At 39.6% G+C, this 13,752-nt stretch carries 9 protein-coding genes; all 9 read left to right on the top strand.

The genetic code is table 11. The features are described from left to right. Window positions 1-143 precede the first annotated feature (143 nt). The 9 genes from FERPE_RS07165 (at window position 144) to FERPE_RS07125 (ending at window position 13,732) form a co-directional block, all read left to right on the top strand. Window positions 144-1,958, top strand: a complete 1,815-nt coding sequence (locus tag FERPE_RS07165) for an ABC transporter substrate-binding protein (RefSeq protein ID WP_014451968.1) — start codon at window positions 144-146, stop codon at window positions 1,956-1,958. A 147-nt stretch (window positions 1,959-2,105) separates the two neighbouring features. Further along, the gene (locus FERPE_RS07160; protein ID WP_014451967.1) at window positions 2,106-3,485 is read left to right on the top strand and encodes an ABC transporter permease; all 1,380 of its coding nucleotides are present in this window, start codon (window positions 2,106-2,108) and stop codon (window positions 3,483-3,485) included. A gap of 15 nt (window positions 3,486-3,500) precedes the next feature. Then, window positions 3,501-5,987: an ABC transporter permease gene (locus tag FERPE_RS07155; protein WP_014451966.1), complete on the top strand. Its 2,487-nt coding sequence runs from the start codon at window positions 3,501-3,503 to the stop codon at window positions 5,985-5,987. Window positions 5,988-5,992: 5 nt separating this feature from the next. Further along, a complete protein-coding gene (locus FERPE_RS07150; protein ID WP_014451965.1) occupies window positions 5,993-6,994 on the top strand; it encodes an ABC transporter ATP-binding protein in 1,002 nt (333 codons plus the stop codon). Continuing rightward, window positions 6,978-7,973 (top strand): ABC transporter ATP-binding protein, encoded by a 996-nt coding sequence (locus FERPE_RS07145; protein ID WP_014451964.1) that lies wholly within the window; start codon window positions 6,978-6,980, stop codon window positions 7,971-7,973. The genes FERPE_RS07150 and FERPE_RS07145 overlap by 17 nt, the downstream gene beginning before the upstream one ends. 165 nt (window positions 7,974-8,138) lie before the next feature. Beyond that, window positions 8,139-10,763: an alpha-amylase family glycosyl hydrolase gene (locus tag FERPE_RS07140; RefSeq protein WP_014451963.1), complete on the top strand. Its 2,625-nt coding sequence runs from the start codon at window positions 8,139-8,141 to the stop codon at window positions 10,761-10,763. A 146-nt stretch (window positions 10,764-10,909) separates the two neighbouring features. Continuing rightward, window positions 10,910-11,617, top strand: coding sequence for a hypothetical protein (locus tag FERPE_RS07135; RefSeq protein WP_014451962.1), 708 nt, complete (start codon window positions 10,910-10,912; stop codon window positions 11,615-11,617). Between the two features lie 113 nt (window positions 11,618-11,730). Continuing rightward, window positions 11,731-12,486: a hypothetical protein gene (locus FERPE_RS07130; protein ID WP_014451961.1), complete on the top strand. Its 756-nt coding sequence runs from the start codon at window positions 11,731-11,733 to the stop codon at window positions 12,484-12,486. Window positions 12,487-12,529: 43 nt separating this feature from the next. Continuing rightward, complete coding sequence (locus FERPE_RS07125) at window positions 12,530-13,732, top strand: hypothetical protein (RefSeq protein WP_014451960.1); 1,203 nt, start codon at window positions 12,530-12,532, stop codon at window positions 13,730-13,732. The last annotated feature ends 20 nt before the right edge of the window (window positions 13,733-13,752 follow it).

The following is a 13,752-nucleotide window of genomic DNA, read 5'->3' as shown; positions in this document are numbered from 1 at the left end:
TACCTACTTGCAATGGACGATAAAAATGTTGTATAATTAATACGAAAATTGTAAAGGTGATAGGCTCTTGTGCATTAAATTTAATTGTTCATGAGAAAAATAGGGGGGGACTTCCCACACCACAATAAAAGGAGGGGTTGGCTGTGAAAAAGGTTCTTGTGGGACTTTTGGTACTCGTTGCGTTGTCTATTTTTGCAGTGCAGGTTAACTACGGTATCTTTGCTGATATTACAACGACCAACATCTGGAACTTGCTTGGTTCCGGTTCTTCCGCTCAGAACTTCGCTGTTCAGCTTTGGAAGTATCCTTCCTTGCTTGGTATGAACAAGGATGGTACTCTTATTCCTTCGGCAGCTACAGAAATCCCAAAACTCGTCAAAGAAGGGAACATGTACACTGTTACAGTGAAACTCAGAAAAGACATGCGCTGGTCAAACGGTGCTCCATTTACAGCAGACGATGTTGTCTTCACTTACATGACAGTTAAGGAAATGGAAATTCCTGGCGGTAACTGGTCTGGAGCATACGAACCAGAAAAAGTCGAAAAAATTGACACTTGGACTGTGAAATTCTACTTCAAAGAAAAGGAAACGATGACGATTTACTATGACACGCTCATGACGGCTATTGTTTGTAGCAACTACTGGAAACCGATAGTAGAAAAGGCAAAGAAGCAAAAAGATCCAGTAAAATGGTTACTTTCACAAGAAGTTATTGACCCAGGTATAACTGCATTGAACCTTGGAAAGATTGAAAAAGGTGCGTTTGTACAAGTTACAAAACAGGTACCAGATTACAAATACTGGGCATACGGTGAAAAGAACATTTACTACAAAGGTGGCGGGTTCTCAATTGTTAACCCAAAAACAGGTTTCAAATGGTCAACTGGAGACACAAAACAACCTGTCACACTTCAAGTGGAGAATGGACCATTTGTAGACACAATTGTTTACAAGGTATTCGGTAACAAACAGGTTGCTATCCAGGCTCTCATCGCTGGCGATATTGACTATATTTACAACCCAGTTGGACTTACCGCTGGTGAGGCTGAACAACTCAAAGGTCAAAAGGATATAAAGATAGTTTCCAACCCACAACTTGGATTCAGATACCTTGCATTCAATATGAGAAAGTTCCCAATGAATGTTAAGGAATTCAGGCAAGCTATAGCTGCACTTATCGACCGCGATTTCATTTGTAACCAAGTGCTCCAAGGAAGAGCAATTCCACTTGCAACACCAGTACCACCAGCAAATAGTTTCTGGTACAACTCTGCTGTTAAGACCATCGGTGAAGGACTCAGCATGGGTGAAAGATATCAACTTGCAGTCAGCTTGCTCAAGAAAGCTGGCTTCAAATGGGATACAGAACCCGTTATCGATCCAAAAGACACAAAGAACCCAGTCAAGACACCTGGTAAAGGCTTGAAAGGTCCAGATGGGAAACCAGTACCAACACTCACGCTCCTTTCACCTGGTATGGACTACGACCCAATGAGAGCACAGACAGCAATGTACATTGAACAATGGGCAAAGAACATCGGTATACCACTCAATTTGAAACTCACAGACTTCAACGAAATAGTAACAAAAGCATTTGATGACGTTGACTTTGATATGTATATACTTGGTTGGGGAATTGGTAGGGTTCCAACATACTTCAAGTCATTCTGGCACAGTGAAGAAATGGCACCAGAAGGATTCAACACGCCAGGTTATTCTAACCCAGAATTCGATGCACTTATTGAGGAATTCGAATACGCAGATACATTTGAGCAAGCAAGAAAAGCTATATTCGAAGCTCAAAGGATTCTGGCAGAAGACTTGCCATACATAATTCTCTTCACGAACCCATTAATTGAAGCCTACAGAACATCAATCAAATTCCCATTTGACCAGATGCTTGATGGTATTCAAGGTTACTATGGATTCCCAGAAGGTGTGAAAAAAGTTCAATAAAACAAACTAAGTATCAGTTAAAACTAGTTTTTCGATGTCCCCCCGCAAGGGGGGATTATTAAATGAAATCTTGAGAGATTCAAAACTCGCTGAAAAATTTTCCAAAGAATATAAACGTGTCCAAACTGATTAAAGGGAGAGGTGAAGATGAGAAGTTGGGAACTGGTTTTATACGCACTCGTGATACCTTTGGTAGGTACCTATTTTTCCCTCAAGAAAGGTAAAAAACCTATTAATTACATATTCCTTGTAATCTCACTCGCACTGTACTATGGTGCTCTTTTCAATGTGAGATACCTTTACCTTTTTAGCCCAAGATTTAATTTTATCCTCGCACCTATAGTATACTTCTATGGTTTTGACCTTCCGGGACTTGCCAAGTTCATCAGGAACAGGACTGCTCAGATTATCCTTCTGCTTGTTATCTACGTAACCGTTGTCTTCTTTATTTTCTTAGCCATGCCCGGTGATTACACAACGAAATTTTTGGATCCAAAGTTGATGAGAAATCCTGAAATGTATGAAAGAATAAAAAAACTCTTTGGTGTGGACGACCCGTGGTATGTTAAGTATTACAAACACATGAGAAATTTCTTCAATTTGGAGATGGGTATATCATTCAGTGAATATCCTAGGAAAGTTGAAGAAATCATCGCTGAAAGGTTACCAAGGACTTTGTTCTTGTTTCTTGCAAGTTCTGTGCTTTCATTTTTACTTGGTTTTGACCTTGGAAAAAGAATTGCATGGAGAAGGGGAGGATTAATAGATAAAGCAGCCACATTTGTGGGAATTGTTTTTTGGACGATTTTCACTCCATTCTACATGCTTATTCTTATATGGCTCTTTGCTGTTACATTAAAGTGGTTCCCGTTGTCTGGTTTTGTTACTCCTTCAAAGTGGTTCAATGCGCCATTTAGTGCGCAGGATGTATTCATAAGGTTATTGTGGACGGAATTCTTTTTGCTTGTTATGTGGATTATCGGTATCGTAGTAGCATCGAAGTTAAAAACGATAAAGGCTAAAAAAACTGCTGTTTGGTCGTTCGTTATAGCAGGTGTTGTTCTTGCAATCATTTACTGGAGTGTTAACAAAATGGGAAGCTATGCTCTTGATATAATCTACCATCTTGCACTCCCTGTAATTGCGCTTGTGACATTGCACTTTGCCGGAGATATGCTTGTTATGCGTGATACCATGCTTGAAGTCATTAAAGAAGACTATATTACAACCGCCCGGGCGAAGGGACTTCCAGATAAGGTTATACGAGATAAGCATGCCGCAAGAACCGCTTTGTTACCTTTAATGACCAGTTTTGTTATAGGTCTTGCTTCTACAGTAAGCGGAGGAGTTATCACAGAAACGATGTTCTCGTGGAAAGGTATGGGACTTACCCTTCTTGAGGCAACAACTTCTCAAGATACACCGTTAGCTATTGGTTGTCTGGTCTTTACAGGTGTTTTGGTACTTGTCGCCCACCTGGTTGCTGATGTACTTTACGCATTCTTAGACCCAAGAATCAGGTACTGAGCGAGGTGATAGCAGATGGCACAAACTAAAAACACTGAACTTAAAGAATCGATATTGAAGATAAAGTTTAAGCTTTTTATTAAAAATTTCAAAAAGAACTGGGCACTCTTCAAAGAGAGCAAAATGGGAATGTTTGGGCTTTGGGTCATCATAGCTTTTGGTATATTTGGAGCACTATCACCAATTGTTCTCAACATCCTTGATCCGAACATCTACGATCCTGTCACAGGTCTTGATCCAAGGATACTTTCCAGTAAGTACATCACTGACTACTTATCAACTCAGAACTTAATTAAGGGAATCGAAGTTCCAACAGCTCAGATTTGGGTTTACTCGTTTATGGACAAAGGAGAAGCTTTCAAATCGTCTATGGAAAACTTAGTGAGAAACTCACAATATGAAATTATGTCGACTTACGCACCAGATGCTCTTAGACACTTGCTTGATACAATAGCTGATAGTTATATCCCTCTTAAAGAGAGAATGTACTTCCAAAATAGCATTTCAGAGCTTGTTGAGAGAGGTATAATTAAATTCTCTGCGCTGGTCAGCGTTAAAGATATAGGAAACAGGGATAAATTCTCTTTCCAGAATTTCTCAGAATTGCTCCAAAAAGTTGATTACATAACATTGGCAATTGCTTTGTCTCCTTACAAAGATTCAGATGAAGTCTCAAGAATAATGCTATGGTTTAGGAGTTTGAACAGAGATAAGTCGGAAGTTGTTGAGGATTTCAATACAAAATTATCCGCCGAGTATCCACAAGAGCAAGTTGAGGAAGCTGAAAATAAAGTGCTAGAAGTTGCTAAGACTTTAGTGTCCGAAAGCACTGGACAGCAACTTTTTGTAACTTCGGACTCACAATTTTCAGAAATAGTGAACAACGATATTGTTAGTATTTCAGATTTGGTTAACGCAGCCGTTTTTCCGTTGATTCAGGAACTGTTAGTAGTAGGATACGAAGATAAAGAAATAACCGAGAAACTAAACGCATCCAAATTTAAGCATCTTGTAGACATTGCAAAGGGTAAGCTTTCTGATCTTTCAAGAAAAGAAATACTTGAACCTGCTTTGAAAAAGGCTAAGGCAACGCTTACAACAGTCGAAGAAGAAATGAAGGAAGCTGGCGTTGAAGTTTCTTACAAGAATGTGGAAAAATTCTTGGAAGCATACGCCGGTTTTGAACTAGCAAAAGTTTCTGTCGATATCGGTCCCGAAACAAGAGCGAAACTTGAGAATGATATAAGAAAATACTCCGAAGAAACTCATAAATCATATGTCTATGAGTTGAACAAGATATTCAAAGATATAGCAATGGCAAGGTCAATGATGGCAATACTTCTGAACGATACTAACGTTCCTGAGAGTTACGAAACACTTGGTAGTCAGGTTGTAAAGGTATTATCTGACCCAGTTGCATCTCTTATGGGCTACGCCTTTGGAGGAACGAATAAACTACAAAAAGTTATTTCCAACATAGAGAATTCACAGCTGGATGATTTCAAACGGTTAGATATAGTTGAAAAACTGAAAAACTACGAAAATAAAGAGCCTATTGAAGCAGTGAACTTTTTGATTGGTCAAGGAGATATCAACGAAGAAATATACCTGAGGATGATAGAAGAACATAAGATGCATCTTGAGGACACCACTCTTTGGGACAAGATTTCTTCTGAAACGGTTGCAAAAATGCAACCAAAAAAAGTAGAGTGGGATAAGAAATTTGCTGAGACAAAGCTTGTTGAGTTATTCAATAGGCTGTCTATTACCAATAAAATTGGTGTTGCTCATCCGCTTCCACCAAACAGATGGCATTGGCTCGGAACGGACCCTGTTGGAAGGGATGTATTGGTGCAACTAATGGTAAGTACTCCAAGTGAATTTGTTCTTGGTGTGCTTGCAGCACTCATTACGGTTGTAATTGGTACGATAATTGGTACTGCGGCAGCTTACTATGGTGGAGTTGTTGATGTTATATTCATGCGCATAGCCGACTTGATGATGCTCTTCCCATCAACAGCGTTCTTGATAGTCCTCTCTGGTTTCATGACGATGAATTTATTTAAGCTTGCAGTCATACTTGGTTTACTCGGTGGTTTTGGAGGCATTACGCTTGTTTTGAAAGCTCAAGCACTTACAATTAAGGTCAAACCTTACATAGATGCAGCGAGAGTTTCAGGAGGTAGCCATGGGTACATCATATTCAACCACATAATCCCGAATGTCATGCCTCTTTCGTTCCTGTATATGATGTTCAATGTCACAGGTGCAGTCTTTTCAGAAGCGGTTCTTAGCTTCTTTGGATTAATGAAAGTAAGGATGTCTTGGGGATTGATGATAAATACTGTTTGGAGTTCTGGTTACCTTGGCTCTGGTAACATCGGCGCTTACTGGTGGATGTGGGTTCCAGCCGGTGGAGCTATCACGCTTCTTTGTTCTGCCTTCTACTTCCTCGGTAGGGGACTTGAAGAAATAGTCAACCCAAGACTTAGAAAGAGGTGATTGTTGTGGCAGTGTTGAAAGTTGAAGACTTAAAGATGCATTACAAAACAAAAATGGGCTATGTAAAAGCCGTTGATGGGATATCGTTTGAGTTAGAAGCCGGAGAAAGTCTAGGTATAGTCGGTGAATCTGGTTGTGGTAAAACGTCAGTTTCAATGACATTGTTAAGGATACTACCAGAAAACGCAGAATTTAAGGGTGGACATGTATGGTTCAATGATAATGGAAAGATGGTCGACCTCGTTAGCTTATCAGAAGAAGAAATGCGCCACTATAGATGGAAAGGTATTTCAATGGTTTTCCAAGCTGCAATGAATTCGCTAAACCCAGTGTACAGAGTCGGTGACCAAATCGTTGAAGCTATACTCAACCACTATCCAGATACGCCTATCGACGAAGCAAGAGCGAAAGTTGCAAAGCTTTTTGAATTAGTAACGCTCGACCCAAAACGTATGGACCAATACCCTCACCAATACAGTGGTGGTATGAAACAAAGGGCAGTTATCGCACTGTCGCTATCTTGTAACCCCAAGGTTATAATTGCAGACGAACCAACAACAGCTTTGGATGTTATCGTTCAGGACAAGATATTACGAGAATTGAAGAAAATTCAAAAAGAACTGAACATGGCGATGATTTACATTTCTCATGATATTGCAGTTATTGCAGAAGTAAGCGATAAAATTGCTGTAATGTATGCAGGAAAGTTTGTTGAACAAGCAGATGCAACAACTGTCTTCAAACGTCCGATGCATCCGTACACGTTCTTGCTTATGAATGCATTCCCGAGCCACGTTGGTGAGAAGAAAAAGCTATTTACAATACCTGGAGAGCCACCAAACTTGCTCAATCCGCCTACAGGATGTCGATTCGCACCAAGATGTCCATGGGCAACGGATAAGTGCCGAACCGATGAGCCGGAATACAAAGAGGTTGAAAAAGGACACTATGTAGCATGCTGGCACCCACTGACTGAAGAGGTGAGAAGAGATGCGTTTAGAAAATAAAAATGTACTACTTGAAATAAAGAATTTGAAGAAATACTTTCCGGCCGAAAGAGCACTCTTTTCCAGGGCAAAACATTTTGTCCATGCAGTAGATGACGTATCGTTCGAAATTTTGGAAGGCGAGTCGCTGGGACTTGTTGGTGAATCTGGTTGTGGAAAAACAACGACTGGTAGGATGGTTGTAAGATTGGAAACACCAACGGATGGGACGATAAAAGTACTTGGCAAAAACATCGATGAATATGAACGGATGGAATACCATGCGATGGTTCAAATGATATTCCAAGACCCATACGAATCTCTAAACCCAAGGATGACTATATTCGACATAATAGCAGAACCACTAAATATACATAACGTTGGAACACTTGAAGACAGAGAAGAGAAAGTCTCACAACTACTCCAGGAAGTTGGTCTTACACCACCTGACAGCTTTTTGTGGAGATATCCTCATGAACTTTCCGGTGGTCAAAGACAAAGAGTTGCTATCGCAAGGGCACTCGTTTTGAATCCTAAACTCATCGTCGCAGACGAACCAACATCGATGTTGGATGTTTCTGTCAGAACAGCAGTTATGGAGCTAATGATGGAATTACAACAAATTCATGGAATGAGTTACCTATACATAACACACGACCTTGCGGTTGCAAGATACATGGTTAACAGGATAGCGGTTATGTACCTTGGAAAGATTGTCGAACTTGCCGAAACTGAAGAATTATTACATCATCCTATGCACCCATACACACGAGCTTTAATGGACGCTGTTCCTGTGCCAGACCCAGAATACAAAAGGAATGAGCCGAATATCATTGGAAATATAAGTGCACCAATTGACCCACCACCAATATGCAGATTCTATGACAGATGTCCATTTAGAGTTGACAGGTGTAAAACGGACCCGCACCCGGAACTGAAAGAAGTTGCACCTGGTCACTACGTTGCTTGTTATTTAGTGCATGAAGGTAAAATAAAATAAAAAAGTCAGTGCTAGATGATAATCCCCTTGTTGTCAGAAATGGCAACAAGGGGCTTTTCTTTTTTTTTTTTGGAAAAAGTTCCAAGAGCTTGAAATTATGGTTTGATAAGATGATAAAATAACAAAATGGTAAAACTTATAAATTGCCAGGGAGGTTGAGTTAGCGTGCTCAGAATCAACAAGCTTGACTTATTATCTTTTGGAGTGTTGATTGTCTTAATTATTGTTCTTAGTCTTTCAGCATGTTCTCCTTTGAAAACGGCTGGCAAGATACAAATTTCGATAAATGTTAATATTCCCAAATCGGTAGAAACGAAGGACATAAAACATGGTCTTAATGCATACATCGACGAAGTATCGAGTGTCGAGTTGATTGTTTACGATTCGGCGAACACGGAAGTTCTTAAGCAGAGTGTGAACAAAAATAAAGATATATCATTTTCATTTGAATTACCAAGAGGTGGTACCTACAAATTCGTTGTAAATGGAAAACGAAACGACAACAGCTTGGTCTTTACAGGTGAAAAAACACAAACCCTCCAACCAGGGCAAAGTTACACAATTTCCATAGATACAAAATTTGTAAATGGTTATCTTGCAGTCTTTGTAGATTTAGATGATGAATTGTTGGTTATGTATGATGTTCAGGAATTAAGAGCTCTTCTAAAAGACAGCTCAGGTAATGTTATCAAAGATGAGAATTTCCAGATAACACCACAAGCTACAAGATTAAGTATCTCTATTGACTGCTATCCAAGAGTGTATTCTGTTGGTATTTCTGCAAGGCTGAAGAATAAGGCAACTTCAGAAGAATGGAGTAACAATCTGGACGAAATAGCTGTAAGTGTTGAAATAAAACCTGGACTTACAAGTGTTTTAGATGGATTTAGGATTTTCTTTGACCCAGCAGAAGGTCATCCGCAGATTACATACAAATTCGGGGCACTCGCTCCTACAATTACTGGTGCTATCTACAATGTTGATACGAACGAATTAACGATAAATTGGTCTTATCCTTCGTCGATAGCTAACGCGAAATTTTACGTTTATTTTTTGGATAAAAACAACAACCTTTCTCTTTGGGACATAACAACTTCACACTCAAGTACACAAGAACTCCTTGGGGTAGATTTTTGGAATGTGCAAAAAATTGGTGTCCGTGCGGTTGTTAATGGAAAGGAAAGCAAGATAGAATACATTGACAAATCAAACGTCAATATCACGTCAATTAACGTACCATTGACATCTTCAACAATGTACACTCTTTTCATACGCTCATTCTACGATTCAAATGGTGATGGAATAGGTGATTTTAAGGGGGTTTCTCAAAAGATAGACTATCTTAAATCCCTGGGTGTTGACACAGTTTGGTTCCTTCCTTTCAACAAAGCCAAATCATACCATGGTTACGATGTCGAAGATTACTACGGTGTAGAACCAGACTATGGTACATTTGTAGACCTTGAGAACATGATAAAGGTGCTCAACCAAAACGGCATCAGGGTAGTTATGGACTTAGTCGTTAACCACACTTCCGATACCCATCCGTGGTTCCTCGATGCGGTTGAAAATACAACGAATTCGAAATATTGGAATTATTACATCATGACATTGGAAAATAGAGACGGATGGGACCACTGGCACTGGAAGATAAACTCTAAAGGTCAAAAAGTTTATTACTTTGGGTTGTTTGATTCGTCGATGCCAGATTTGAATTTCGATAACCCCGCGGTAATGGAAGAGATAAAGAGGATAGTCGATTTTTGGATAACGGTTGGTGTTGATGGATTCAGGCTTGACGCACCAAAGCATTATAAAGGTTGGGATTGGAATGATGACATAGCAGGGTCTGCATACTATGCAAAGCAGATAGAAAGTTATATCAGAAGTAAGCTTGGGAACGATGCGATAGTGGTTGGTGAGGTATACGATGGAAATCCATCTGTGCTCTCTCAGTTTGCTCCAATGCCAGCATTCAATTTCACGTTCATGTATGGAATCACTGGAAATCACGAAGGAAAAGACAATTTGCTTGGAGAGACAATCTCCTGGGTCAACGGAGCAACGTATTATCTTAACGTAAAACACTTCCCGTTTATCGATAGCCACGATTTGAACAGATGGATTTCTGTATTGATAGACCAAAAATATTCAGGTGACACGCAAGCGGGGATAAGACAATATCTGTTGACGAATGCTTTACTACTCTCACTTAATGGAATGCCAGTAATTTACTATGGTGACGAGATTGGCTTAAGGGGATGGAAATGGAACAGTGACCCTTGGGATTTACCAGTGAGAGAGCCGATGCAATGGTATGCCAATCAACAGAGTGCAGGACAAACATGGTGGACTAAGCCTATATATCAACAGAAAAACATAACCTTTGGGAATGCGAATGTAGACGGAGCGATGTATGATGACCCAAACGATGGAGTATCGGTGGAAGAAGAACAAACAGGTTATAGTATACTGAATTTCTTCAAACAATTTATTAACTTGAGGGCGAGCTATCCGGCATTGGCAAAAGGTTCATTGACAATAGAAAGAGATTGGAAGAATTTATATGTGATTAAACGGGTGTATGGAACACAAGAAGTGCTTGTCCTTATCAATCTTGACCCAACATGGTCCAATAACTATACTGTGCCTGCAGGTTACAGATGGGTGTGGTATGCGTTCTTCAACGGTTCAATGTTTGAATTCGGGCCAAAGAGTGAAAGTCCATTAACAAACGATACTAACTGGACAGTTAATCCAAGACAAGTTTATGTATTTGTGAAAAACTAACGAAAGGTTGTGCAACATTCCGTGGAAATGTTCCAACTTGGAACTTTTTTCATTGGAAAGGTGTATAATACGATTTTGGGAAAGATTTGCGGCGTTGGTAACCTTGAAGATTTGTAAAAACACTTCAGAAAGGGGAGGTATGGAGTATGAAAAAGGTACTTTGGTTGTTTATTGCGGTATTGATGGCTTTAGTTGTTACCAGTTGTGTTGAACAACCACAACCACAACCGCAACCTATTGGAAAGACGATAACTGTTGATGGAGCACTTACCGAATGGGGAACACTCCTTGTTACGGATTTAGCAACAGATTCCAAATGGGGTTCAGCAAACGAGCTTTACGCTGCTGGTATTTGCTTTGATGCAACACAACTTTACATTGGTGGAGAGTATACGAAAGAAGGTTACAACAATTTCATGGTTATTGTGGATATCTCAGGAGTAGAAGGTGCGACGAATACAGCTCAACATGAATGGGAAAACAGGATGTATGCGGTTGAAAACGGTGACATCGACCTTGTAATTGAAGCTTGGGATAATGGTTTCGAAGCTTGGAAAGTGACACCAGACGGATTTGTGAAGATCACTGACAGTGTTTCAAAAGCCTTTAATGCAGGTGAACACATTAAAGCAGAGTTTGCGATCCCACTTGAAATATTTGGTATAACTAAAGCTTCGACAGAGCTTACAGTGAAAGCAGCGTTTGTCCTGACAGGGGGTACCAGTGATAATGGAACAGTCCAGTGGGCCGCAGATTTCTTGCCAGAACAAGAAGCAACACCTGTGTCGGGTGATAGTGGATATCAAGCCCCACTGGTGTTAAAGAGTATGATTACTTATAGTCCGGAACACTAATGTTAATATCGTTAAATTGCCAAAAAGAAGGGGCGCAAGCCCCTTCTTTTATGAGTTTTCTATACTTAAACTAAGCGATTACTCATCTTTTTATCTTTTCGGAGGTGATCTCTTTGAAAAAATTGTCTGGTTTTAGAAGCATATCCTTCATTTTCGTACCCGTTTTAATTTTATTTATCCTTGGAACCGTTTCAAGTTGTATGAAGCTCCTGAACCTTCAGCTTCCAGATGGCATTTACGTTGTAGGTGAGTGGAACAACTGGGTGCCAACGGAAGGTGACAAAATGACACCCAGCACCTCAGAGGACGCTTATGTTTTTGAATTACCAGTTGCTTCGATAACTTTCAATCCGAGCCGTGGCGGACCACAGTTTTTGATAGGTTACTATAAGGTAATTTACAGGCAAAGTGGAGTTACAAAGGTTTCTTCCGCAATTCCTGTTTGGAAAGAAAACCTTGGAAGTGATACAAAGCTTACGATTTATGCCACACCAACAGCTATGGTTAATGGTTTAGCTGTTGGGGTTGGTGATAGTGAGAAGATGAAGACAGCTCAAAAGAACTGGTCAATAGGTGGAGAAATTAATAATTGGAATCTGACCCAAGGAGTAATGACTTGGGATGATACGAACAAGGTCTTTGTTTACGAAGTGAAGAATTTCGCGGGTCAAAAAAAGGAGTACAAATACAAACTCTCAAGAACAGATAACGAGTGGAAACCTTGGGAAATGAACTACGATGGAAAGAAATACGATGCAGGGATGGGACAAGACGCTTCCTTTTCGTTACCAGAGGATGGAACGTATGATTTGAAGTTTACGTATAATCCTAAGTTCTCTATCCTTGCGGTAACTTACACGAAGAAGTAGCTGTAAATTACTAAAAGAATTACCTTTGTGAGGTGATGATAGCGTGAAGAGTTTAATGTGCAAGATTTTTTTTGTTTCGTTACTGATATTGATTATAGCTTCAAACAATTTATTCGCCTTGCAAACAAGTTTTTCTACAAATTTTTCTGTTGCATATGATTTTTCAGCCGAAAATGTTGGAACATCATTCTCTACGGAGTTTAGAATGAACCCTTCCGCTCTTGGAAAAGATTTCGATTTTTCAGCAAGTTTAAATGGTTCGAATCTGGAATCAGCAAGGCTAACGTTCACGATTGAAGGTGCCAAAGTAAACCTTTACAAAAACACTGGTTTCATAAAGGCCTCAGACCCATTAGTTCTATATAAATATGACAGTGGGAAAGACGGTGTAGAAATTCAGACAAGTCATTTCAAGGTCGTTTTCTCTGACGTAGTGATGTATGCTGATATGAAGATTCCTTTTATGAACACAAACTTACTATTTGGTAAACGCGATGAAAAGTTCGATACAGCTTTGTACGGGTTTTTGAAAGTTTCTGGGTTAAATGTCAACTATGAGTTTGTATTACAAGACGTGAAAAATTTCGATATAAAGAACTCCGTTGGAATGGTTTCTGTCGCCGAAGGTAACTACAACTGGGGTGTTAGATACTTGCTTGCTGGTGCTACGAATACAAACTTGGCACTCAGTCCTCAATATATAAGCAACCAAAACATCGTGAGTGCATGGTACAAATTCGGTTCACAACCTGCGTTTAACACATATATGAATACGAATTTCTGCTTTGAAAAGTTTTCCGATGATGTGTTAAAAAACACTGAGGTTGGTATGGATATAAACTATGGTGGTGCATTCGTCAACCTTAAAAAGACAGGTTTTGCTGATGTTACAGGAGCAATGCCGACGGAGTGGGGAAAATTTAATGTAAGCCTTGGAACTACGTTCAGCTTCATGAACTTCTCGGGAAAATTTGCTTATTCGTTCGGAAAACCTGCACACAATGTAGTTAATACAATCGGAGAAGTTTATTACGTAGAACTTGGCCGTTCGTTTGGAAATATAAACTTATTTGCCAAGTATCAAAAGATAATTGGTTACTACGAAGAAAAGGACTTTTTCTTTGGAGAACTTAAGTTCACTGGTTTCCAGAACGCAGATTTTGCAATTCAAATTGGGAATGGAGATTTTGCAGGGGATAATCCATTCAAACCTGTTGTTGCGTTTAAAATCAACGCTTGGTGGTAATTTTTGGAAAGAAATAAAAA

The sequence above is a fragment of the Fervidobacterium pennivorans DSM 9078 genome (assembly GCF_000235405.2).
Taxonomy (GTDB): Bacteria; Thermotogota; Thermotogae; order Thermotogales; family Fervidobacteriaceae; genus Fervidobacterium; species Fervidobacterium pennivorans.
This window is presented reverse-complemented; position numbering and strand designations above follow the sequence as displayed.